The 22,405-nt window shown below is 71.9% G+C and carries 18 protein-coding genes and 2 pseudogenes; 9 read left to right on the top strand and 11 right to left on the bottom strand.

From position 1 onward, the window contains the following. Together ABZS66_RS32275 and ABZS66_RS32270 are read left to right on the top strand one after the other, a co-directional pair. The coding region (locus tag ABZS66_RS32275; RefSeq protein WP_354764294.1) for an AMP-binding protein at nucleotides 1-1,232 on the top strand (1,232 nt) is incomplete at its 5' end. Nucleotides 1,233-1,291: 59 nt separating this feature from the next. Further along, the gene (locus tag ABZS66_RS32270) at nucleotides 1,292-2,569 is read left to right on the top strand and encodes a hemolysin family protein (RefSeq protein ID WP_354764292.1); all 1,278 of its coding nucleotides are present in this window, start codon (nucleotides 1,292-1,294) and stop codon (nucleotides 2,567-2,569) included. Here ABZS66_RS32270 and ABZS66_RS32265 read toward each other — a convergent pair. The 4 genes from ABZS66_RS32265 to ABZS66_RS32250 all read right to left on the bottom strand — a co-directional run bounded on the left by ABZS66_RS32265 (nucleotide 2,553) and on the right by ABZS66_RS32250 (nucleotide 6,489). Then, entirely contained in the window at nucleotides 2,553-3,305 is a 753-nt protein-coding gene (locus ABZS66_RS32265; RefSeq protein WP_354764290.1) for a hypothetical protein, read from the bottom strand. The two genes, ABZS66_RS32270 and ABZS66_RS32265, sit on opposite strands and share 17 nt — an antisense overlap. Next, nucleotides 3,296-3,781 (bottom strand): SigE family RNA polymerase sigma factor, encoded by a 486-nt coding sequence (locus tag ABZS66_RS32260; protein WP_354764288.1) that lies wholly within the window; start codon nucleotides 3,779-3,781, stop codon nucleotides 3,296-3,298. Before ABZS66_RS32260 ends, ABZS66_RS32265 begins: the two co-directional genes overlap by 10 nt. A gap of 152 nt (nucleotides 3,782-3,933) precedes the next feature. Next, nucleotides 3,934-5,193, bottom strand: a complete 1,260-nt coding sequence (gene purD / locus ABZS66_RS32255; RefSeq protein WP_354764286.1) for a phosphoribosylamine--glycine ligase — start codon at nucleotides 5,191-5,193, stop codon at nucleotides 3,934-3,936. A 9-nt stretch (nucleotides 5,194-5,202) separates the two neighbouring features. Further along, the gene (locus ABZS66_RS32250; protein WP_354764284.1) at nucleotides 5,203-6,489 is read right to left on the bottom strand and encodes an adenylosuccinate synthase; all 1,287 of its coding nucleotides are present in this window, start codon (nucleotides 6,487-6,489) and stop codon (nucleotides 5,203-5,205) included. A gap of 102 nt (nucleotides 6,490-6,591) precedes the next feature. Between ABZS66_RS32250 and ABZS66_RS32245 the strand changes: the two genes are divergently transcribed. Together ABZS66_RS32245 and ABZS66_RS32240 are read left to right on the top strand one after the other, a co-directional pair. Continuing rightward, on the top strand, nucleotides 6,592-7,461 hold the full coding sequence (locus tag ABZS66_RS32245; protein WP_354764282.1) for a diacylglycerol kinase family protein: 870 nt from the start codon (nucleotides 6,592-6,594) through the stop codon (nucleotides 7,459-7,461). Between the two features lie 822 nt (nucleotides 7,462-8,283). Next, nucleotides 8,284-9,243, top strand: a pseudogene (locus ABZS66_RS32240) (hypothetical protein); the annotation flags it as partial. A gap of 3 nt (nucleotides 9,244-9,246) precedes the next feature. Here the strand turns inward: ABZS66_RS32240 and ABZS66_RS32235 are convergent. Beyond that, on the bottom strand, nucleotides 9,247-9,660 hold the full coding sequence (locus ABZS66_RS32235) for a DUF3151 domain-containing protein (RefSeq protein WP_354764280.1): 414 nt from the start codon (nucleotides 9,658-9,660) through the stop codon (nucleotides 9,247-9,249). Nucleotides 9,661-9,864: 204 nt separating this feature from the next. Here ABZS66_RS32235 and ABZS66_RS32230 point away from each other — a divergent pair, with 204 nt between their 5' ends. Then, nucleotides 9,865-11,094 carry a hypothetical protein gene (locus ABZS66_RS32230; RefSeq protein WP_354764278.1) on the top strand — a complete coding sequence of 410 codons (1,230 nt, stop codon included), beginning with the start codon at nucleotides 9,865-9,867 and terminating at the stop codon, nucleotides 11,092-11,094. 696 nt (nucleotides 11,095-11,790) lie between these two features. Here ABZS66_RS32230 and fbaA read toward each other — a convergent pair. Then, on the bottom strand, nucleotides 11,791-12,816 hold the full coding sequence (gene fbaA, locus ABZS66_RS32225) for a class II fructose-bisphosphate aldolase (protein ID WP_354764276.1): 1,026 nt from the start codon (nucleotides 12,814-12,816) through the stop codon (nucleotides 11,791-11,793). A gap of 218 nt (nucleotides 12,817-13,034) precedes the next feature. Here fbaA and ABZS66_RS32220 point away from each other — a divergent pair, with 218 nt between their 5' ends. Further along, the gene (locus tag ABZS66_RS32220; RefSeq protein ID WP_238009207.1) at nucleotides 13,035-13,250 is read left to right on the top strand and encodes a hypothetical protein; all 216 of its coding nucleotides are present in this window, start codon (nucleotides 13,035-13,037) and stop codon (nucleotides 13,248-13,250) included. 6 nt (nucleotides 13,251-13,256) lie between these two features. Here the strand turns inward: ABZS66_RS32220 and ABZS66_RS32215 are convergent, their stop codons facing one another. The 5 genes from ABZS66_RS32215 to amrS form a co-directional block, all read right to left on the bottom strand. Then, on the bottom strand, nucleotides 13,257-14,282 hold the full coding sequence (locus ABZS66_RS32215; protein ID WP_354764273.1) for an LCP family protein: 1,026 nt from the start codon (nucleotides 14,280-14,282) through the stop codon (nucleotides 13,257-13,259). A 2-nt stretch (nucleotides 14,283-14,284) separates the two neighbouring features. Then, the gene (locus ABZS66_RS32210; protein ID WP_354764271.1) at nucleotides 14,285-14,767 is read right to left on the bottom strand and encodes a SigE family RNA polymerase sigma factor; all 483 of its coding nucleotides are present in this window, start codon (nucleotides 14,765-14,767) and stop codon (nucleotides 14,285-14,287) included. A gap of 70 nt (nucleotides 14,768-14,837) precedes the next feature. Beyond that, complete coding sequence (locus ABZS66_RS32205; RefSeq protein ID WP_354764269.1) at nucleotides 14,838-15,713, bottom strand: phytanoyl-CoA dioxygenase family protein; 876 nt, start codon at nucleotides 15,711-15,713, stop codon at nucleotides 14,838-14,840. 130 nt (nucleotides 15,714-15,843) lie between these two features. Then, nucleotides 15,844-16,614 carry an AmmeMemoRadiSam system protein B gene (gene amrB, locus ABZS66_RS32200; protein WP_354764265.1) on the bottom strand — a complete coding sequence of 257 codons (771 nt, stop codon included), beginning with the start codon at nucleotides 16,612-16,614 and terminating at the stop codon, nucleotides 15,844-15,846. Further along, nucleotides 16,611-17,675 (bottom strand): AmmeMemoRadiSam system radical SAM enzyme, encoded by a 1,065-nt coding sequence (gene amrS, locus ABZS66_RS32195; protein WP_354764263.1) that lies wholly within the window; start codon nucleotides 17,673-17,675, stop codon nucleotides 16,611-16,613. The genes amrB and amrS overlap by 4 nt, the downstream gene beginning before the upstream one ends. A 64-nt stretch (nucleotides 17,676-17,739) precedes the next feature. On the opposite strand from amrS, the pseudogene ABZS66_RS32190 reads away from it, so the two are divergent. From ABZS66_RS32190 to ABZS66_RS32180, 3 genes and pseudogenes are all read left to right on the top strand, one after another. Next, nucleotides 17,740-19,000: pseudogene (locus ABZS66_RS32190) on the top strand (3' terminal RNA ribose 2'-O-methyltransferase Hen1). Further along, on the top strand, nucleotides 18,997-21,453 hold the full coding sequence (locus ABZS66_RS32185) for a polynucleotide kinase-phosphatase (RefSeq protein WP_354764261.1): 2,457 nt from the start codon (nucleotides 18,997-18,999) through the stop codon (nucleotides 21,451-21,453). The pseudogene ABZS66_RS32190 and the gene ABZS66_RS32185 overlap by 4 nt, the downstream one beginning before the upstream one ends. Before the next feature lie 25 nt (nucleotides 21,454-21,478). Further along, on the top strand, nucleotides 21,479-22,387 hold the full coding sequence (locus ABZS66_RS32180) for a VTT domain-containing protein (protein WP_354764259.1): 909 nt from the start codon (nucleotides 21,479-21,481) through the stop codon (nucleotides 22,385-22,387). Nucleotides 22,388-22,405 lie beyond the last annotated feature (18 nt).

The raw sequence follows: 22,405 nt of genomic DNA, 5'->3' as shown, positions 1-22,405 counted from the left end.
CGGTGATCGCCCTCGGCGGTCAGGCCGTCCTGGTCAACACCGGCCTCGGCAACGCGCAGCTGGAGGCGGTCGCGCACGACCAGGGCCTCATGCTGCTGCTGCACGACGAGGCCCTGCTCGGCCTGCTCGCGGCGATGCCGCCGCACCTGCCCCGGGTGGCCGTCGAGCGCATCGACTCGCTGATCCAGCGGTCCCCGTCGGCGGAGCTGGAGCCGCCGGAGGTCGCGGGGTCCGTCGTCGTGCTGACCTCCGGTACCACTGGAGCACCCAAGGGCGCCAAACGGCGCAACCCGGCGGGTTTGGGCCCGCTCGCCACGGTGGTGTCGCGCATCCCGCTGAACGCGGGCGAGCGGATGTTCGTGGCCGCGCCGCTGTTCCACACGTGGGGGCTGGCCGCGCTGCAGCTGTGTCTGGCGCTGCGCGGAACGATCGTGGTCACCCGCCGGTTCACCCCGGCGTCCACTGTGGAGTCCATGCGGTCCAACGAGTGCACGTCGCTGTTCGCGGTGCCGGTGATGCTGCAGCGGTTGCTGGAGAGCCCGGGCGCGATTCCCACGCTGCGGGTCGTGGCGACGTCCGGATCGGCGCTGACCGGTCCGCTCGCGACGCGATTCATGCAGGTGTACGGCGACGTGCTGTACAACCTCTACGGCTCGACCGAGGCGTCGTGGGCGTCGATCGCCACGCCCGGCGAGCTGCTCGCGGCGCCGGGCACGGCGGGTCGGCCGCCGAAGGGCACCCGCGTGGCGATCCTCGACGAGGCCGGGCGTGACCTGCCGATCGGTGTGGTCGGGCGGATCTTCGTGGGCAACGACATGCTCTTCGAGGGGTACACCAACGGGACCGGCCGGGAGACCCACGGCGACCTGCTGGCCACCGGCGACCTGGGGCACCTGTCGAACGACGGGCTGCTGTTCGTCGACGGCCGCGAGGACGACATGGTGATCTCGGGCGGCGAGAACGTGTACCCGGCGGCCGTCGAGGACGTGATCGCCGAGCTGCCGCAGGTCCGCGAGGTCGCGGTGGCGGGCGTGCCCGACGACGAGTTCGGCCAGCGGCTCGCCGCCTGGATCGCGCTCCACGACGGCGAGTGGGTCGAGCCCGACGCGGTCCGCGAGTACGTGCGGCACCGCCTGGCCCGCTTCTCGGTGCCCCGCGACGTGTACTACATCCCGGCCCTGCCCCGCAACGCCACCGGCAAGATCGTGCGCCGTCAGCTTTTTCCCAGGTAACGTCGCTACGCTTGGTCGGTGGACGTCAGTAGTACCGAGCCGCTCTTGCGGCGGCATCGATGAACTCAACGTGGATCGAGCTCACGCTCGTCCTGGTGCTGACATTGCTCAACGCGGCGTTCTCCGGCAGCGAGATGGCGCTCATCTCGCTGCGGGAGGGCCAGCTCCGGCGCTTGGAGCGGCAGGGCGGAGCGGGCCGCACGCTGGTCAAGCTGGCCCGTGACCCCAACCGCTTCCTCTCGACCATCCAGATCGGCATCACGCTGGCCGGCTTCCTCGCCTCGGCGACGGCGGCCGTCTCGCTGGCCGAGCCGGTGGTGCCGCTGCTCGACTTTCTCGGTGGCGGCGCCAACGTCGTGGCGATCGTGCTGGTCACCCTGGCACTCACGTTCGTGACGCTGGTCATCGGCGAGCTCGCCCCCAAGCGGATCGCCATGCAGCGGGCCGAGCCGTGGGCGATGCTGGTGGCCCGGCCGTTGTACTTCCTGTCGACCGCCCTCCGGCCGGTCAACTGGGTGCTCGGCAAGTCCAGCGACCTCGTGGTGCGGCTGGCGGGTGCCGATCCGAACCTGCGCCAGGACGAGATCAGCCCGGAGGAGCTGCGCGACCTGGTGGCCACCCAGCGTTCGTTCAGCCGCCAGCAGCGCCTGATCATCGCCGGGGCGGTGGAGATCGTCGGACGCACGCTGCGCGAGGTGCTCGTGCCGCGCCCGTCCGTGCTCTCCCTCAACGCCGACCTGTCGGCCCGGGAGGCCGCGGCCGAGCTGGCCGCCACCGGCCACTCGCGGGCGCCGGTCGTCTCCAACGGCGACCTCGACTCGGCGATCGGCATCGTGCACTGGGCGGACCTGATCCGGGCCGACGGCCCGGTCCGGGCGGTGATGCGCCCGGCGCTGCTGCTGCCCGAGTCGCTGCCGGTCGCCCAGGCGCTCCAGCGGTTCAAGGCGGAGCGGCAGCAGCTGGCCCTGGTCGTCGACGAGCGCGGCGCCATCGACGGGATCGTCACCCTGGAGGACCTCATCGAGGAGGTCGTGGGTGAGATCTACGACGAGACCGACAAGGACATCCAGCAGGTCCAGCGGCAGAACGACGGCAGCCTGCTGCTGCCGGGCTCGTTCCCGATCCACGACCTGCCGGACATCGGCATCGACCTGGAGCGGCTGCCCGGCAGCGGCTACACGACGATCGCCGGCCTGGTCCTGGCGATGCTCGGCCACCTGCCGACCGCGCCCGGCGAGTCGGCGACGGTCGGCCTGTGGACCTTCACGGTGTCGCAGGTCCGGGGTCGCGCGATCTCGGCGGTGACGGCCCGGCAGGCGGCTATGGATAGAGCGTGAGCTCGGGGGAGGTGGCGATCGCGACGATCTCCGCCTCCCCGAACGGCGGGGGGATCGCCTCGAGCCCGGTCCCCGCGCCGCTCACTCCGACGCCGGTGCCGTCCGGTCGCACGATCTCGGCACTGAAGCCGGAGCGGACACCGCCCGGGTAGTACCTGCGGGAGATCAGGAGCACGGCGCCGTCGACCTCGGTGACCGCGCAGTCGTTGCCGATGATGTTCGGCCGTGGGCACCGGATCGCGGCCTCCACCCGGAACTCCGCAGGCGAGCTCTTCGAGGCGTAGACCTCGATGGTGACGGTGGAATGGAGGATCGGGTCGGGGCCGACCTGGAAACCGGCCGAGTAGCCGACACGGTGCAGCGCCTGCCGCTGGACGACTGCCGGCATCGGGCTGAGGTCGACCCACCGCAGCTCGCGGCGGACCACGGCGGTCACCGCCACGCTGAGCCGGGCGGTCGTGGCGTGGCAGTCCTCCACGACCGGGACCCGGGGCGGGTCGTCGACCACGAACCCATCGTCGAACGACGGCTCCGGGCAGGGTGGCGGCGGTGGCGGGTTCGTGCCGGTCTGCGGGAGGGCGAGCGTGCCGGCCAGCGCGGCCATGACCACGCCCGCGGCGGTCAGGCGGTGCCGACGCAGCGAGCGGCGGCGCTCGCCGGCGATCAGGGCGTCGACGTCGATCCGGGTGGGCGGCGCCGACTCGGTGGCGGCGTACATCGCCTCGGTCAGGTCCACAGCGGGTCCCCTTCCATCAGGCCGCGCAGGGTGTCCAGGGCCCGGGACGACTGGCTCTTGACGGTGCCTTCGCTGCAGCCGAGCACCTCCGCGGTCTCCTCCACGGAGAGATCGCAGAAGTACCGCAGCACCAGCACCGCCCGCCGGCGCGGCGGCAGCTCGTCGAGGAGGGTCAACACCGCCAGCCGCTGGTCCGGGTCTTCGGATGGCGTCGGGGGCTCCGGCAGTACCGCCACCGCCGCCTCCCGACGCCAAGGCCGGCGCCGCTCGTCCAGCCACGCGCGCACGAGCATCCGCCGCACGTAGGCGTCGAGGTGCTCGAAGGCGGCGGCGCGGCGCCAGTGGCGGAACAGCTTGACCAGCACGGTCGACGTCAGGTCGTCGGCCGTGTGCCAATCGCCGCACAGGAGGTACGCCGTGCGGCGCAACCGCTCCAGGTTGGCCGCGACGTACTCGCGGTAGGCGTGCTCCGTCACGCACTCAGAACGGAGCGTCCCCGGGCGCGGGTTGCCTGGGCCAAGCAGAAAAGCGGCGCCGCTTCGAAGAGGGTCAGCGGCGACGATTCGGACCGATCAGCCCCCAGCCCGGCAATCGCGACGGACATGTGGCCGATCGGCCGATGGCCGCCTCACGCTCCGTGAGAAGGTACCGACACCCGGTCCTCGACGGCAGCCAGCGCGATGTCCGTGCGGAACTGGGCGCCCTCGAACTCGACGCCCTGGACCAGGGCATACGCCGCATCACGGGCCTCGGCCAGGGTCGGGCCACCGGCCGTGCAGGTCAGGACCCGGCCACCGGCGGTGACGAGCGCGCCGTCGGCGCGGCGGGCCGTGCCGGCGTGGATCACGCCCGGGACGCCGTCGGCGCCGGTGATCACGTCGCCCTTGCGGGCCGACTCCGGGTAGCCCGCGCTGGCCATCACGACGCAGACCGCGGCGCCGGAGCGCCAGGCCAGCGGCGGGTCCTCGGCCAGCTGGCCGACTGCCGCGGCGTGCAGGACGCCGGCCAGCGGTGTCTCCAGGCGGGCCAGGACGACCTGGGTCTCCGGGTCGCCGAAGCGGCAGTTGAACTCGATGACCTTGGGGCCGCCGGCGGTGATCGCCAGGCCGACGTAGAGCGTGCCCACGAAGGGCGCACCGCGGTGGCGCATCTCGGCCAGGGTCGGCTGGACCACCTCGGCCATGACCTGGTCGACGAGGTCGGGCGGCGCCCAGGGCAGCGGCGAGTAGGCGCCCATGCCGCCGGTGTTCGGGCCCAGGTCGCCGTCGAAGATGCGCTTGAAGTCCTGGGCGGGCTGCAGCGGTACCGCGGCGGTGCCGTCGGTGACGACGAAAAGCGACACCTCGGGGCCGGCGAGGTACTCCTCGACGACGACCCGCTCGCAGGCGGCGCCGTGGGCCAGGGCCGCGTCCCGATCGTCGGTGACGATGACACCCTTGCCGGCGGCCAGGCCGTCGTCCTTGACCACATACGGCGCGCCGAACTCGTCGAGCGCCCGGGCCAGCTCGTCGGGCGTGGTGCACACGAACGAGCGGGCGGTCGGGACCCCCGCGGCCCGCATGACGTCCTTGGCGAAGGCCTTCGAGCCCTCCAGGGCCGCGGCCGCCTGGGAGGGCCCATAGCAGGGAATGCCCTTCGCCCGTACCGCATCGGCGACCCCGGCCACCAGCGGCGCCTCCGGCCCGACGACCACGAGGTCCGCCGTGCGCTCGACGGCCAGCGCGGCCACAGCCGCCGGGTCGAGCGGGTCGACGTCGGCCAGCTCGCCCAGCGCGGCCATGCCCGGGTTGCCGGGCGCGCAGACGAGCATGGTCACGGCCGGGTCGGCGGCCAGGGCAGCGGCGATGGCGTGTTCCCGGCCACCGGTTCCGATCAGCAGTACGCGCACCTGGAAAGCCTAGAGCAGTGCGTGCCGAATGACGTTTTCGTCCCGGCCCGGTCCCACTCCGACGATGGACACGCGGGTGCCGGCGAGCTCCTCGATCCGCTCGATGTACCGCTGGGCGTTGACCGGCAGGTCGCTGAACTCGCGGGCCTGGGAGATGTCCTCCCACCAGCCGGGCAGCTCCTCGTAGATCGGCACGGCGTGGTGGAACTCGGTCTGGGTCATCGGCATGTCGTCGGTGCGCTTGCCGTCGACGTCGTAGGCGACGCACAGCGGCACCTTCTCCAGCCCGGAGAGCACGTCCAACTTGGTGACGACCAGGTCGGTGATGCCGTTGAGCCGGGTGGCGTAGCGCGCGACGACCGCGTCGTACCAGCCCGTGCGGCGCTCCCGGCCGGTGGTCGTGCCGTACTCCCGGCCGACCTTGCGCAGGTGCACGCCGTTCTCGTCGAAGAGCTCGGTCGGGAACGGGCCCGAGCCGACCCGCGTGGTGTAGGCCTTGGTGACGCCGATGACCTGGTTGATCGCGGTGGGCGGGATGCCCGAGCCGACGCAGGCGCCGCCCGCGGACGGGTTGGACGACGTCACGAACGGGTAGGTGCCGTGGTCCATGTCGAGCATCGTGGCCTGGGCGCCCTCCAGCAGGACCGTGCGGCCCTCCTCGAGGCCGCGCCACAGGACCGCGCGGGTGTCCGTGATGTACGGGCGGAGGCGCTCGGCGTAGGTGAGGTACTCCTCGACCACCGCGTCGACGTCGATCTCCTTGCGGTTGTAGACCTTGAACAGCACCTGGTTGCGCTCGCGGAGCACGATCTCCAGCTTCTTGCGCAGGATGCCGGGGTCGAGCAGGTCCTGCACCCGGATGCCCATGCGGCTCACCTTGTCGCCGTAGGCGGGGCCGATGCCGCGGCCGGTGGTGCCGATGCGGGACGAGCCGAGGTACCGCTCGACGACCCGGTCGAGGGCCCGGTGGTGGGGCATGATGAGGTGTGCGTCACCCGAGATCATCAGGCGGGACACGTCGACGCCCCGCTCGGCCAGGCCGTCGATCTCGGCGAGCAGCACCTTCGGGTCGATGACGACGCCGTTGCCGATGACGATCGCGGCGTTGGGCCACAGCGCCCCGGAGGGCATGAGGTGCAGGGCGAACTTCTGCCCGTCCGGCGTCACCACGGTGTGACCTGCGTTATTGCCGCCCGAGAAGCGCACGACGTAGTCGACGCCGCCGCCAATCATGTCGGTAACCTTGCCCTTGCCCTCGTCGCCCCACTGTGCGCCGATGAGCACGATCGCTGGCATCTCTGCTCGCCCTCCAAAGGGGGTCGGGCGACCGCTCGGTCACCCGGGCTGCCAGGCTAACAACCTCATGCTGTGTGTTTCCTCTGAGGAAGGCTGACAACGGTGGTCGACGTCGTGGTGCTCGCGCTCGGCGAAGGCACGGAGTGTGCCTGCGACAACGGCGCGTGCGGCACGCGTACCCCCATTCTTGCCTGCCGAGACGCCCTCCGCACGGCAAGTGCCGAGGTCCGGACCGTGGTCGCGCACACCGACGCCGAGATCGACGAGGCGCTGCGCACGGATGCCCGGATCATCGTGGCGACCGCGGCCGACGCACAGCTGCGCGCGGTCATGCGGCGGCTGGTCCGGATGCACGCGCCCGCGCCCTCCAAGCGGCCCGACGACCTGCCCGACGACCGCACGGTCCCCGACCTGCCGCCGATCGGCATCCTGCCGCTCGGGCCGGACGCCACCGACCTGGCGACCCGCCTCGGCCTGCCCCGCGAGCCCGCCGCGGTCGCCGCGGCCGTGCTCGGCGGCCGCACCCGCCGCCTCGACCTGCTGCGCAACGACGGTGGCTCGGTCACCCTGGACGGCGCCCTGATCGGCGGCGTCGACGCCCGCGGGTCCGCCCGCACGTTCCTGGCCCGGGTCGAGGTCGATGACGCCGTCCTGGCCGACGGCACCGAGCCAATGCTGATGTCGGTGATCGCCAACGCGTCCCGCTACGCGACGGTGGACGGGCTTCCGCTGGTCTCCGGTCCTTCGGCGGATGACGGTGTACTGGATGTGGCCGTGGCGCTGCCGCGGGCATCCCGTCGCCTCTTCCGTCAGCCCCGGGTCGAGATCGAGGTCCGCCGGGCCCACGGCCGGGCCGTCGCGGTGACCCCGCGCGTGGACGTGCCGTTCGTCGACGACGGCGTGGAGGGGTCGCTGAACCGCAAGCGCTCGTGGTGGATGGAGCGCGCGGCCTGGGCCGTGTACATCCCGTAACACCTTCTCACGCTCCGTAAGGACCGGTTGGCGGCGGTATTCGGGTCGCATACGGTGGGGAGCGGCGAGTGGGTGGGAGGGCACGCAGTGGAGGACGGTTTCTGGCCACCGGAGGAAAGCGTCGACGGCCGGCGTCCGTCCGAGGATGAGCCTCCGGCCGGCGGTTCGCCCGGTGGCTCGGCCCAATCTGGTTCGCCCTGGTCGCAGCCGCCGAGCGCGCCGGTGATCCAGCACGGCCGGCCCGTGCCGCACGTGCCGGCGCCGGGTGAGCCGGTGCGTCCGCCGCAGGCCATTCCGGTGACCGGCTCGGGGGCGATCCCGGTCTCGGGCTCGGGGGCGATTCCGGTCTCCGGGCCGGCCGGGGCCTCGCATCCAATGCCGCCCCGGTACGCCGCCGATCTCGCGACGCCGTCGACTCCTACCGCGCCACAGGCTCCTACCGCGCCACAGGCTCCTACCGCGCCACAGGCTCCTACCGCGCCGCCGGCTCCTCCTACGCCACTGGCTTCTCCTGCGTCACCGTCCTCTTCGGCACCGCCGTCCTCTTCGGCACCGCCGGCGCCTTCGTCTCCGGCACCGCCTTCGTCTCCGGCACCGCCGGCGTCCTTGGCTGGGCCGCCTCAAGCACCTCCTCAAGCGCCGCCTAGGCAGCCGCAACCGTCCCCCGGGCCGCCGCCTCCAGCGCCTCCTCCCGGGCCGCTGCCACCAACGATGACGCGGCCCCGGTCGGGGGAGCCTGCCCACTGGCCGCAGCCGGCGCCCTCACCGCCGGCCCCTCCGCAGCTGGCGCCCCCACCTGGGCCGGCTCCGCCCCTGCCGCCGCTTCCTCCCGCGCAGTGGGGGGACGGGAGCACGCCGACCGCTGAGGAGTTCGCTCGGCGGCGGCAGGCCCGGCCCGCCGATCCGGTGGCCGTCCGCGGGGTTCGCGGGGTGCTGGCCAAGGGGACGCTCGGGCTGGTCCAGCTCCCACCCGGGCGGCGCGAGGTGGAGTACCGGCAGGACGTCGAGCGGGTGCGCCGCAACTTCGGCGGGCTCCGGCAGGTCACCGTGGTCAACCCGAAGGGCGGCGCCGGGAAGACCGTGGCCGTGCTGCTGCTCGCGATGACGTTCGGGCAGAAGCGCGGCGGCTACGTGCTGGCCTGGGACAACAACGAGACCCAGGGCACCCTCGGGATGCGGGCCCAGCAGGACTTCCACATCCGCACGGTGCGCGACCTGCTGCGTGACCTCGGGCAGTTCCAGGGTGCCCAGGGGCGGGTCGGCGACCTGTCGCAGTACGTCCGGGCGCAGGGCGAGGGCATGTTCGACGTACTGGCGTCCGACGAGTCGGCGACGGCGGGCGAGATGCTCACGGCGCACGCGTTCGGCGAGATCCGCGACGTCGTCAGCCGGTTCTACAAGCTGATCTTCGTCGACACCGGCAACAACGTGCGCGCGGAGAACTGGCAGGCGGCGATCGACGCCACCGACCAGCTCGTGGTGACGATGTCGGCCCGCAACGACTCGGCCGAGACGGCGTCGCGGATGCTGGACCACCTGGAGCAGCACGGCCGGCAGCGGCTGGTGCGCCAGGCGGTCACGGTCGTGTCGATGCCGCCGAGCCGCCGGCACGTCGACATCCCGGCCATCACCCGGCACTTCGCGGCCCGGACCCGGACGGTGGTCCTGGTGCCGTACGAGCGCTTCATCGACTCCGGCGAGCCGATCCGCTACGCGGGCCTGACCGCGGCCAGCCGCGACGCCTGGCTCAAGGTCGCCGCGGCCGTGTCCGAGGGTCTGTAGCCGCTACGCCAGGGCCTTCGCGGCCGCCGGGTCGCTGTCGTCGAGGAACTGCGCGCAGCGGTCGGCCTCGTCCTGCTCGCCGATGGCCGCGGCGGCCTGGCCGAGGGCGTGCAGGGCGCGGAGGAAGCCCTGGTTGGGCTCGTGCGACCACGGGATCGGGCCGGCGCCGCGCCAGCCGTTGCGGCGCAGCTGGTCGAGGCCGCGGTGGTAGCCGGTCCGGGCGTACGCGTACGCCGTGACCGGCTCGCCGGCCGCGAGCGCCAGCTCGGCCAGCCGGGCCCACGCCGCGCTGAACGCCGGATGCGCCGCGGCGACGGCCTTCGCGGCCGCCTCCGAGTCGGCGGCGTCCAGCAGGTCGGTCGGGACCCGGTCGACGGGCAGCAGGGTCGGGGCGGGCTCAGGCAGCAGGTTCTGCATGCCGTCATTACACCAGCCGGATACGGCGGATGATTCCAGAGGTGACTAAACGGTTGAGGTCTCGTCGCGCGACCGGGGGGTGTGGCGCCGCCCGCGGGCGGACTACAAATGAAAGTCCGGAGCCTCCCCAGGACCCGGTTATGCGATGGCCCGATCGTCATGATCGGGCCATCGTCCTTTGCCTCACCCTGACAGGATGATCTGGTGCCAACACCGCCACCGCCAGACGTCGTCGCCCTGCACGACCACTCGCCGGACGAGATCGAGTCGCCCGAGGAACTGCGGTTCCACCTGAGCTCCGGGACACTCGCCAACAAGATCGTCCAGGGGCTCGACCTCGCCGCCGTCGACCTGTCCACTGTGGACGTGAGCGACGCACTGTTCATCGGCTGCCACTTCGCCGAGCTCGACACCGTCGTCGACCTGCTGCTCCGCCGGGCGGTCGTGGTGCCGGAGTTCGCCGGCGTGCCGTATCCGACGCACCCCTCCCAGCTGTACAACCCGGAGAATCTCGCCGCCGGTTTCGCCTCGGACGGCTTCGCGGGCATGTTCGACACGGTCGTCTACGAGCACTTCCGCACCACGGGCGGCGCGACCCCCGAGATCCGCGAGGCGGTCGCGCAGCGCATGCACGACTCGGGCATCGACAACGCCCTGGCCAACGTGACGGCCGGCTGGATCGCGGCGCGCGGCCCCGCGGCGGCGGTCGGGATCATGGGCGGCCACGCGGTGACGCGCGGCTCCGCCGAGTTCCGCAACGCGGCCGAGCTGGCCTGGCGCCTGGCACGCGCCGACCGCCTGGTCGTGACGGGCGGTGGCCCGGGCGTGATGGAGGCCGCCAACCTCGGCGCCTTCCTGGCCGACCACCCACTGTCGACGGTGGACGAGGCGATCGCCACGCTGGCCACCGCGCCCGACTTCCACGATCACGACCCATACACGGCGGTGGCTTTGACGGTACGGGCAAAGTTCGCCCAGCCCGTCCCGCCGACACCGGACTCGGTGGCCCCGGCCGACCAGGTTGCGGTCGACCCGGTGACCTGGGCCCGCCGCGGCGGCCTGGCCATCCCGACCTGGCTCTACGGCCACGAGCCGGCCAACCTGTTCGCGGCGAAGATCGCCAAGTACTTCTCGAACGCGATCCGCGAGGACACGATCCTCCGCCTCTCCCGCGGCGGCATCGTGTTCGCGCCGGGGATGGCCGGCACCGTCCAGGAGATCTTCCAGGCCGCGACGAAGACCTTCTACGCGACGGACGGTGCGAGCGGCCCGTTCGTCTTCCTGGACACAGCCCACTGGACGGACCGCCTCCCGGTGCGCGGCCTCCTGGAGCCCCTCTTCGCGACGTCCCCGGTGGGCGACCTACGCCACCTGATCCACATCACCGACGACGTGGCCGAGGCCGCGGAAATCCTGACGACCTACACCCCCTGACAGCGGCCCATGATCATGGGAAACATCCGGCTGTCCCAGCGACCAGATGTTTCCCACGATCATGGAGCGCAAGCCTGGCACCACTGAACCGCCGCCACTTCTGCCCGACATATCCGAAATGTCGCCAGGGCAGGGGCCGAGCAGGGCAGGGGCCGAGCAGGGCAGGGGCCGAGCAGGGCAGGGGCCGAGCCGCGGCCAAGGCAACCAACTCGGGCCTGAGCCGGGCCGGAGCGGAGCCGAGCACCCCGCGCCAGAGCCGAGCCAACCCCGAGCCGGGGCGGGGCGGCCAATCCCGAGCGAACCCCCGTGCCGGGGCCGAGTTGGCGCTGGCCGCTAGGCGCAAGGCGTGAGTTCTGGCGCAAGAACTCGCTCAGCGCGGGGTTGTGGCCGCCGGTCCATGATCGATGGAGAGTTCTGGTTGCCATGACAGCCAGCGCTCGCCATCGATCATGGTGTGCGCGGCGGCCGGCGATCGGGGCGCGCGCCATTGCCGGACATGTCCGAAATATCGGGCACCCGAACCCGTGGGCCTTGGATTGGGATCGCAGGTGGTGGGGGCTTGGGGCGACGGTGGTGGCAGGGAGGGCCCTCCAGGGCCCGACCGGTGTCTGGCGGGAGCGATGGTCGTCACTTGTACGGACCCGAGTCAGAAAAGAAAAAGGCGCCCCCCGACAGGGGCGCCCTTCCCGAAGCGACCTACTTGGACAGCGTCGTGCCGGTCGAGCGGAGGTGCTCGCAGGCCTCGACGACGCGCTGGGCCATGCCGCCCTCGGCCGCCTTGCCCCAGGCACGCGGGTCGTAGGCCTTCTTGTTGCCGACCTCGCCGTCGACCTTGAGGACGCCGTCGTAGTTCGAGAACATGTGGGCCGCCACCGGGCGGGTGAAGGCGTACTGGGTGTCGGTGTCGATGTTCATCTTCACGACGCCGTAGTCGAGGGCCTCGCGGATCTCCGAGAGCAGGGAGCCCGAGCCGCCGTGGAAGACCAGGGAGAGGGGCTTCTCCTTGCCGTACTTGGCGCTCACCGCGTCCTGGATCTGCTTGAGGATCTCGGGGCGGAGCTTGACGTTGCCCGGCTTGTAGACGCCGTGGACGTTGCCGAACGTCAGCGCGGCCATGTAGCGGCCCTTCTCGCCGAGGCCCAGGGCCTCGACCATGGCCAGGCCGTCCTCGACCGTCGTGTAGAGCTTCTCGTCGATGGCGCCGACGACGCCGTCCTCCTCGCCGCCCACGACGCCGACCTCGATCTCCAGGACGACCTTCGCCGCGGCGGTCGCGGCCAGGAGCTCCTCGGCGATCTGGAGGTTCTCGCCCAGCGGGACCGCGGAGCCGTCCCACATGTGCGACTGGAAGAGGGGCTCGCCGCCCTTGGCGACGCGCTCGGCCGAGATGGCCAGCAGCGGGCGGACGAACTTGTCCAGCTTGTCCTTCGGGCAGTGGTCGGTGTGGAGGGCGATGTTCACCGAGTACTTCTTGGCGACCTCCTGCGCGTAGGCGGCGAAGGCGACCGAGCCGGTGATCATGTCCTTGATCGTCGGGCCGGACAGGTACTCGGCGCCGCCCGTCGACACCTGGATGATGCCGTCGCTCTCCGCCTCGGCGAAGCCGCGGAGGGCGGCGTTCAGCGTCTGCGACGAGGAGACGTTGATCGCCGGGTAGGCGAACGCGCCGGCCTTGGCGCGGTCGAGCATCTCGGCGTAGACATCGGGCGAGGCGATGGGCATGACGGCGCTCCTTGGCGTATTTGGATCGTGCGGTATGGAGCCGACAGACACGGCTCCACGCGGACCGCGCTGTCCTGTCACGAGTATCTCCCAGCCCTCCAGCAGGCCCGAAGCCGGGTGAGGACCAGGGGATTTACCGACCGCGGGAGCGAAAGGGGCGTTTCAGTCGTACGGTTGAGGCGGCCGACGAGGAGCGACGACCAACAGAGGGAGCGGCGATGACCCAGCCCGACGAGGAACTGTTGACGCTCGACGAACGGCTCGACCCCGAGGTGCGCGACCCGGAGGCCTCCCCGGCGGACGCGGCGGAGCAGGCGCAGCCGGCCAACCCGCTGGACCGGCCGGCGACCCCGCACGCCCGCCCGTGGGACGCCACCGAGTACGACGCCATCGAGCAGGACCGCGAGGTCGACCTGGACGACGAGTACCGCTGACGATCCTCAGGAGGCGTACGCGGGGTGAGCCACGAGCCACTCCGTGAGGGTGCCTGCGCGCATCGCGGCGAACAGGCCGTCGGCGTCGGGGGTCAGTACGACCGTGCCCTGCTCAGTGAGCCTGGTCGGCAGCCGTAGCCCGACGAGGCCATCGGCCCCGATGTGCGCAAGCTGGAAGGCCACCGTCGTCAGCGAGCGGCTGCCGAGGTGCAGGTCCACGCTCTCCGGGAGGACCGACAGCAGCTTCGACAGGGACACCGGGTCGGTCACCGGCACCGAGTGGGCCAGCGCGGCCAGCAGGTCGCGCAGGTGGCGGTCGCGGTCGACGTCCTTGCGCTGGCGCACGTAGTCGATCGCCTCCCAGCCCTGGAAGCGTCGGCAACCGGGCTCGTAGACGATGGGCTGCGCGCCCGGCTTCAGCGAGACGATCTCGCCCGACCTGGTGCGGCCCAGGTGCGCGGAGACGGTGCGCTGGTCGACGCAGAGGTCGACGCCGCCGAGCTGGTTGATCACCCGCTGCAACCCGGCGAAGTCGACGACGGCGCCGCCGTCGATCGGGAGGCCGGCCAGGGTGCTCACGACCTGGGCCGTGGCGTCGTAGCCGCCGAAGTAGAATTCGCCGTTGATCTTGTCTTTGCCGCGGGAGGTGGCGACCAGCAGGTCGCGCGGGATCGAGATCTGGAACGCTTTCCCCGCGGCCGGATCGACGTGGAGCAGGATGATCGCGTCGGAGCGGACCGGCTCGTCGGGCGACTGGGTCTGGCGGCGGTCGGTGCCGAGCAGGAGCAGGGTGAGCTTCTCGGGCTTCTCCGGTGCTTCGAAGAGCGCGTCGGCGCTGCGCGGGGGCTTGGTGGTGAGGGCGAACACGGAGATCACCGCCAACACGGCGATGAATGCCCCCGAAGCGGCCCCGAAGCGCCGCCGGATGCGGCGGCGACGGGCGCCCAGCGCGATCGCCGAGCGCAGTTCCTGCGTCGCCGGCGGGGCCAGTTCCTCGTGACGCGCGAACGTGTCGCGCAGCAGCTGTTCCATCATCACTCCGCCGGGACGATCTGGATCCGAAGCGTGGCCAGGGCGCGGGAGATCGACGACCGGACGGTCCCGACCGCGCAGTGCAGCACATCGGCGATCTCGGTGTCGTTGAGCCCCTCGTAGTAGCGCAGTACGAGCGCGGCCCGCTGCCGGGCCGGCAGTGTGCCGAGCCAGGCCCACATCTGGTCGCGCTCGGCGGAGGCGTCGACGTGGTCGGCCACCGCGCGGTCGAGCGACGATGTGAAGCCCCGCAGCGCGACCCGTTTCAGCCACGAGCCGCGATGCAGGTCGATGTACGCGTTGGTGAGCATGCGCTTCACGTACCGCTCGGGCGCCTGCGAGGCGGCCACCCGGCGCCACTTCAGCTGGGCCCGGATCATCGTCTCCTGGACCAGGTCCTGCGCGGTGTGCGGATCGCCGGTGAGCATGACGGCGTACCGCAGCAGCGTCGCCAAGCGCACCTCGACGAATTCCTCGAACGTCAACCCGGTCCCCCAATGAACGACGGCCTCGACCCTAGGACGGGTCGAGGCCGGTCGAACATTGCAGGAGGGGTCAGGGAATCAGCGGCGGGTAGTTCGGGTCCAGCAGGCCACGCTCGCGCAGCTCGTTGTAGAGCGGCGTGGTCTCCGGGTAGTGCCCCCAGGCGTGGTCGCCGTCGAGGCCGCCGACGCCGCCGAGCAGCTGCTGCTGGACCGGGTTGAGCCGGTTCCACCACGGCTTGCCGGGCAGGGCGCGCACCTCGTCGCGGACGGCGATCCAGCGGTACGTGTAGCCGAGGAAGACGCACTTGCGCGTGATGTCCGAGTGGTTGTCGGACCGGGCGTGCCAGATGCGCCGGTCGAAGAAGACCACGTCACCGGCGTCGACCTGGACCTGGCGGGCGCCGTCCGGGGTCGGCCACGGCACGTCGCGCTTCGGCGGGCCGGGCAGCCAGTTCGTCTTGTGGCTGCCGGGGATCAGGGTCAGGTTGCCCCGGCCGGTCTGCGACACGTCGGACAACCAGTAGGCCAGCTTCACCGACAGGCGGGGGCGCGGGTCGGTCTCCAGCTCGCGGTTCTGCCGGCCGCCGTCCTGGTGCCAGTGCCACCAGTCGGGCTTCGGCGCGGCCAGCGGCGGGTGCACGTCGAGGTGCGAGTGGTAGATGTGGACGTTCCAGCCGAGGATCGACCAGACCAGCGGGAAGGTCTCCGGGTGGTCGATCAGGCCGGCCAGGTCCGGGCAGCTGGTCACCGCGCTGAGCAGGTGCAGCGAGCCGTCGGGCGCGTGCGGTTGCTGGGCGTACGCGGCATCGAGCGCGGAGGAGTAGTGCGCCACCTCGTCGGGGCTGAGGACACCCCGCAGGATGAGGTAACCGTCCGTGTCGAACTGTTCGCGTTGCTCGCTGGTCATGGGTGCCCAGGTCGGCGCGGCCGTCGTCGTGACTGACATGCCCCGTTCTCCAAGTTCCGGCGCCGTCCGCAGGCGCCTCCACCCATTCAGACGGTTCCGAACGGTCACTCCAGAGGTCGGCCGTTCGGCCATCCTCTTTTGGACAATCCGGGTGCAACGGATACCCCGCCTACACCGTCAGTGACGCCGCTAAGTAACCGACGACCCGCTCCTTCGGACCGCCCTCGTCGGCGGACGTGGCGAGGTGGAGGATGTCGGCGCTGCGCCGGGTCTCCTTGCCCCACCGCAGCAGCCCGCGCAGCGCGTGCCGGCCGCAGGCGTCGTGGGTGCCGATCCGGGACGCGCTCAGGGCCATGATCGCGGCCACCGTCTGCACGTCGCGGAGCTGCGCCTGCTCCTCGCTCAGATAGTGCGAAAGGTCGGTACTGCAGAGCACCACCGTGCCCGGATGCGTGACCGCGTGCAGGACCGCGGCGACGTGCTCCACCGCGGACTGCCCGATGCAGACGGGCAGCAGCCGCACGTCGGGGATCTGCTGGAGAAAGGGCACCTGCACCTCGATCGAGTGCTCCGGGGCGTGCGGCCGGTCGTCGGCCATTGCGAGGCCCCGGGCGACCAGGTCGCGGGCGCCGCCGGAGTCGATCGTGATCGGCCCGAGCGGCGTCGCCCACTGCCGCTCGGTGGGCACGGCGACGCCGCGCAGCGGCACCTTGTGGGCCGGGCCGAGCACGACCACGCGCGACGGCTTGCGGTCCACCACGCGACGGTAGACGTGCGCGGCGGTGCGGCCGGACCAGCGGTAGCCGGCGTGCGGGACGATGTACGCGTCCGCGGTGTCCTGGGGCGCCTCCGGGGCGCTGCCGAGCAGGTCGTCGATGGTCGCCTGCAGGACCGCGGGCGATCCGGGGTAGAAGCTCCCGGCCACCGCCGGTCGCCTCATCGGACGCTCACCGGCAGCCGGCGCCGGCCCCAGCGGCCGGGCGGCCCGTCGAACACGCCGGGGAGGACCTGTCCACAGTGGATGCAGTGGCCGTCGTCGGTCACCTCGTAGGAACGCAGGTCGTACCAGTCGCGGACGATGACGGCGGTGTCGCAGCCGGGGCAGCGGGTCGACTGACCCTCGGGATCGTGGACATTGCCGGTGTAGACGTACCGCAGCCCGGCATCCATCGCGATCTTCCGAGCGCGGGTGAGCGTCTCCGGCGGGGTGCGCGGCACGTCGAGCATCTTGAAGTCGGGGTGGAAGGCCGAGAAGTGCAGCGGCACGTCGGGCCCGAGGTGTTCGGCGAACCAGGCGCACTGGCGGCGCAGCTCGTCGTCGCTGTCGTTGCGACCGGGGATCAGCAGGGTCGTCACCTCGAACCAGACCTTCGTGCCACGCAGATACTCCAGGGTGTCGAGCACGGCATCGAGCCGTGCGAACGTGATCTTCTCGTAGAAGTGCTCGCTGAATGCCTTGAGATCGATGTTGGCCGCGTCGATGTGCCGGTAGAACTCCTCGCGCGGGGCCGGGTTCATGTAGCCGGCCGAGACCGCGACCGCCTTGATCCCGCGCGCCCGGCACGCGTCGGCGACATCCATGGCGTACTCCATGAAGATCACCGGGTCGTTGTAGGTGAACGCGATCGACCGGCAGCCCAGCCGCTCGGCGGCCGCGGCGAGCTCCTCGGGGCCGGCCGCCGCGGCGAGCGTGTCGATCTCGCGGCTCTTGGAGATGTCCCAGTTCTGGCAGAAGCGGCAGCCCAGGTTGCAGCCCGCCGTGCCGAACGACAGCACCGGCGTGCCCGGCAGGAAGTGGTTGAGCGGCTTCTTCTCGATCGGGTCGACGCAGAAGCCCGAGGATCGCCCGTAGGTGGTGAGGACGATCTCGTCGTCGACCCGCTCACGGACGAAGCAGAAGCCCCGCTGACCCTCGTGCAGGCGGCAGTTGCGCGGGCAGACGTCACACTGCACCCGGCCGTCAGCCAGCCGGTGCCAGTGCACGGTCGGCACCACCGCCATGCCTCCAATCTACGCCCGGAAAAACCGGCGGACCTCCGGAAAAAACCAGGAGAAGATGGTCCGCGTGCTGCTGACCCTGACGACGACCCATCGACCGGCGACCGACCTCGGCTTCCTGCTCGTGAAGCATCCCGATCGCCTCCAGTCGTTCACCGTCACGGGCGGCACCGCGCACGTCTTCTACCCCGAGGCCACCGGCGAGCGCTGCACGGCGGCGCTGCTGGTCGACGGCCCCGACGTGGTCTCGGCGAGTCAGCTGGCCGCCGCGCTGAACAAGGTCTGGCGCACCGCCCTGCGCGGCGAGTCGCGCGAGCGGCCGGAGCTGGCGGCCACCGCCATCCCGCTCGAGGTGCACATCCCGGCGCTGGGCTGCAAGGGCAGCGCCGCCGAGCTGTTCGAGCCGCTCGGCTGGACGGTCCGGGCTACCCCCATCCCCGACGACTGGGGCGACAGCCGGTACGTCGACCTGCGCCTCACCGGGACGCTGCGGCTGGCCGACGCCCTCAACCAGCTGTACGTGCTGCTGCCCGTGCTCGACGACGAGAAGCACTACTGGGTGTCGTCCGACGAGGTGGCGAAGCTGCTGCGGGCCGGCACCGGATGGCTGGCCGGCCATCCTGTCCGGGCGCTCATCGCGCGCCGCTACCTCGCACATCGCAGGGCGCTGACCAACGAGGCCCTGGAGCGGCTGGGCGTCGTGCCCCTTCCTGAAAAAGCCGCGGCCCGAATCCCTCGCGGTCCTGCGGCGGGCCGCCGTCCGCGAGGCCCTCGAGGCGTCGGGCGCCGCCCGGGTGCTCGACCTGGGCTGCGGCCCCGGCGCGCTGCTCGGCGAGCTGGTGCGCGACCGGCGGTACACCGAGATCGTCGGTGCCGACGTCTCCACCGCGTCGCTCGAGGCGGCCGCCCGCCGCCTGCGGCTCGACCGGCTCCCGGACCGGCAGAAGGCCCGGATCCGGCTGCTCCAGACTGCGCTCACGTACCGCGACGACCGTCTCAAGGGCTACGACGCCGCCGTGCTCATGGAGGTCGTCGAGCACGTCGACCCGCCGCGCCTCGATGCGCTCGCGGCGAGCGTCTTCGGCCACGCGACCCCCGCGACGGTCGTGGTCACCACGCCCAACGCCGAGTACAACGTCCGCTACCCCGGCCTGCCCCACGGCCGCTTCCGGCACAGCGACCACCGCTTCGAGTGGAGCCGCGCGGAGTTCGCCGCCTGGTGCTCGTCCGTATCGAAGACCTTCGGCTACACGGTCACGATCAGCGGCATCGGCGACCACGACGACGAGGTCGGCGAACCGACCCAGATGGCGGTGTTCGCCAAGTGAAGATCCCCGAGCTGTGCCTGGTGGCGCTCGTCGGCATCTCCGGATCCGGCAAGTCGACCTTCGCCCGCCGGCACTTCAGGCCCACCCAGGTGCTCTCCTCCGACACCTTCCGCGCGATGGTGGCCGACGACGAGAACGACCAGTCCGCGTCGTCGGACGCCTTCGCCGCGCTGCACTTCGTCGCCGGCAAGCGGCTGAGCGCCGGCCGGCTCACCGTCGTCGACGCCACCAACGTGCAGGCCCACGCCCGCAAGGCGCTGGTCGACGTGGCCCGCGACCACGACGTGCTGCCGGTCGCCATCGTGCTCGACGTGCCCGAGGAGGAGTGCTGGGCGCGGACCCAGGCCCGGCCCGACCGCGACTTCGGCCGGCCGGTGCTCACCCGGCAGGCGCGCGACCTGCGCCGGTCGCTCAAGCAGCTGGCCAAGGAGGGGTTCCGGCAGGTCCACGTGCTGAGCGGCACCGCTTCGGTGGACGCCTCGACGATCGAGTACGAGAAGCTCTACAACGACAAGCGGGAGCTCACCGGCCCCTTCGACATCGTCGGCGACGTGCACGGCTGCCTCGACGAGCTCGTGGAGCTGCTGGGCCGGCTGGGGTACGCGGTCGGCGCCGACGACGCGGTGCACCCCGAGGGCCGCACCGCCGTGTTCGTCGGCGACCTCGTCGACCGCGGGCCCGCCTCGCCGGGCGTGCTGCGCCTGGTCATGGGCATGGTCGCGGCCGGGCACGCGCTGTGCGTCGCCGGCAACCACGAGGCGAAGCTGCTGCGCAAGCTGCGCGGCGCGAATGTGCGGGTGGCCCACGGCCTGCAGGAGACGCTCGACCAGCTGGCCGGCTCCGACGTCGACCCGGTGCCGTTCCTCGACTCGCTGATCGGCCACTACGTGCTCGACGGCGGGCGCCTGGTGGTCGCGCACGCCGGCCTCAAGGAGGCCTACCACGGCCGCGCCTCGGGCCGGGTGCGCGCGTTCGCGCTCTACGGCGACACCACGGGCGAGACCGACGAGTACGGCCTGCCCGTCCGCTACCCGTGGGCCACCGAGTACCGCGGCAAGGCCATGGTCGTCTACGGCCACACCCCGGTGCCCGCGGCCGAGTGGGTCAACAACACCATCTGCATCGACACGGGCTGCGTGTTCGGCGGCTCCCTCACCGCGCTGCGCTACCCCGAGCGGGAGCTCGTGACGGTTCCGGCGCGGCAGGTGTACTACGAGCCGGTGCGCCCGCTGGCACCCGCCGCACCGGCGGACCCGGGCCTCAACCTGGTCGACGTCACCGGACGGCGCAGCCTGGCCACGCCGGCCGGCCGGGTCACCGTCGCCGCCGAGAACGCCGCGGCGGCGCTGGAGGTCATGAGCCGGTTCGCGGTCGACCCGCGCTGGCTGGTGTGGCTGCCGCCGACGATGGCGCCCGCCTCGACCTCGCGCCAGGAGGGGTACCTCGAGCACCCCGTCGAGGCGCTCGGCGACTACGTGCGGGCCGGTGTCCCGCTGGTCGTCTGCCAGGAGAAGCACATGGGCTCGCGGGCCGTGCTCGTGGTGTGCCGCTCCCCTTCGTCCGCGCTCGAGCGCTTCGGCATCGAGGGACCGGGCGCGGTCTACACCCGCACCGGGCGACCCTTCTTCCCCGACGCCACCGAACCGCTCGACCGCGTGCGGGTCGCGGCGGAGGGGATCTTCGACGAGCTCCGGTCCGACTGGCTGGTGCTGGATGCCGAGGTACTGCCGTGGTCCGCGAAGGCGGCGCCGCTGATCCGCGAGCAGTACTCGAGCGTCGCCGCCGCAGCCGGTGCGGCGCTGCCCGCCGCGGTTTCGGCGCTCTCGCAGGCGGCCGCGCGCGGGGTGGTCGCCGAGGGGCTTTTGTCGCGGTTCGCGGCGCGGGCGGCGGACATCACGGCGTACGCCGACGTCTACCGGCGGTACTGCTGGCCGACCGACGGCCTGCAGGGCGTGCGGCTGGCGCCGTTCCACGTGCTCGCCGCCGAGGGCGCGAACCACGCCCGGCGCGACCACGACTGGCACCTGGCGCTCGCCGACCGCCTGGTCGCGGCCGACCCGTCGCTGTTCACCACGACCCGCCGGCTGGTCGTCGACCCGTCCTCCGCCGACGGGGTGGCGGCGGCGACCGAGTGGTGGCTCGACCTGACCGCGTCCGGCGGCGAGGGCATGGTCGTGAAGCCGGCGGCGGACGCCGGGCCGAGCGTGCAGCCGGCGATCAAGTGCCGCGGCCGGGAGTACCTGCGGATCATCTACGGCCCGTCGTACACCGAGCGGCTGGACCAGCTGCGCGCCCGCAACCTGGGGCGCAAGCGCGGCCTCGCCCTGCGCGAGCACGGGCTGGGCCTCGCGGCGCTGGATCTGCTGGCCGGCGGGGCGGCGCCGTGGCGGGTGCACCAGCTCGTCTTTGCGGTACTCGCGAGCGAAAGCGAGCCGGTGGATCCACGTTTGTAGTCTGGCTCACGTAGGCTGGTTCGCCGTGGAAGAAAAGACCCGCGCCTTCGGCGACCTGCTCTCCCTCAACCCGCTCGACGCAAAAGGCCTGCTGACCACGTTCGGCGTCATCGGCGTCTGGATCATCATGTTCGCGGAGACGGGCCTGCTCGTGGGCTTCTTCCTCCCCGGAGACTCGCTGCTGTTCCTGGCCGGCGTCGCCTCGTCGCCGGCCGCCACGGACCTGCTCGGCACCAGGCTGAGCCTGACCCAGCTGCTCATCGGCGCGCCGATCTGCGCGATCGCCGGCGCGCAGCTGGGTCATTACCTCGGCGCCCGGTATGGGCGGAAGATGTTCGAGCGTCCGAACTCGCGCATCTTCAAGAGGGAGTACGTCGAGAAGGCCGAGCACTACTTCGCCAAGTTCGGCCCGGCGAAGGCCGTGGTGCTCGCCCGGTTCATCCCGATCGTGCGCACCTTCCTCAACCCGGTCGCCGGCGTGGTCGGCATGCCGGCCAAGCAGTTCTTCCTGTGGAACGTGGTCGGCGGCATCCTGTGGACCGACGGGATCATCTTCGCGGGCTGGGCGCTCGCGAAGCAGATCCGGGACCTGATCCCGCCGGAGAAGATCGACACGTACCTGCTGCCCGCCGTGCTGCTGATCGTCCTGGTCTCGGCCCTGCCGATCTTCATCGAGATCTTCAAGGGCTGGCGCGAGAGGCGCCGCGGCGGCGGCCACGGGGCCACACCCAACGCCGTGCCGACCGGCCTGGCAACGCCGCAGTCCGGCGCCGCCCAGCCCACGGCGGGTCCGGCCCGCGGCACCGCCAGCGTCCCGGGCAACCAGGGCGCGCCCGGCGTCTACGGCTCCCCCGGCGCCAATGGCACGTACGGCGCCCAGGGCGGCAGTCACGACCCCCACGGTCGCCCAGGCTCGCACCGCGTCCACGACTGATCGCTGTTTTCCGCCGGC

It is taken from the genome of Dactylosporangium sp. NPDC005572 (genome assembly GCF_040605515.1).
In the GTDB taxonomy this organism is placed as follows: Bacteria; Actinomycetota; Actinomycetes; order Mycobacteriales; family Micromonosporaceae; genus Dactylosporangium.
Note: the sequence above shows the minus strand (reverse complement) of the source record. Positions and strands in the feature narration are given on the sequence as shown.

Excerpts from the sequence above, each read along its gene's own strand:
- amrS (WP_354764263.1), bottom strand. The coding sequence starts at position 17,675 with ATGGCGGTGGTGCCGACCGTGCACTGGCACCGGCTGGCTGACGGCCGG.
- ABZS66_RS32220 (WP_238009207.1), top strand. The coding sequence starts at position 13,035 with ATGACCCAGCCCGACGAGGAACTGTTGACGCTCGACGAACGGCTCGAC.
- ABZS66_RS32215 (WP_354764273.1), bottom strand. The coding sequence starts at position 14,282 with ATGGAACAGCTGCTGCGCGACACGTTCGCGCGTCACGAGGAACTGGCC.
- ABZS66_RS32250 (WP_354764284.1), bottom strand. The coding sequence starts at position 6,489 with ATGCCAGCGATCGTGCTCATCGGCGCACAGTGGGGCGACGAGGGCAAG.
- ABZS66_RS32235 (WP_354764280.1), bottom strand. The coding sequence starts at position 9,660 with ATGCAGAACCTGCTGCCTGAGCCCGCCCCGACCCTGCTGCCCGTCGAC.
- amrB (WP_354764265.1), bottom strand. The coding sequence starts at position 16,614 with ATGAGGCGACCGGCGGTGGCCGGGAGCTTCTACCCCGGATCGCCCGCG.
- ABZS66_RS32270 (WP_354764292.1), top strand. The coding sequence starts at position 1,292 with ATGAACTCAACGTGGATCGAGCTCACGCTCGTCCTGGTGCTGACATTG.
- fbaA (WP_354764276.1), bottom strand. The coding sequence starts at position 12,816 with ATGCCCATCGCCTCGCCCGATGTCTACGCCGAGATGCTCGACCGCGCC.
- ABZS66_RS32205 (WP_354764269.1), bottom strand. The coding sequence starts at position 15,713 with ATGTCAGTCACGACGACGGCCGCGCCGACCTGGGCACCCATGACCAGC.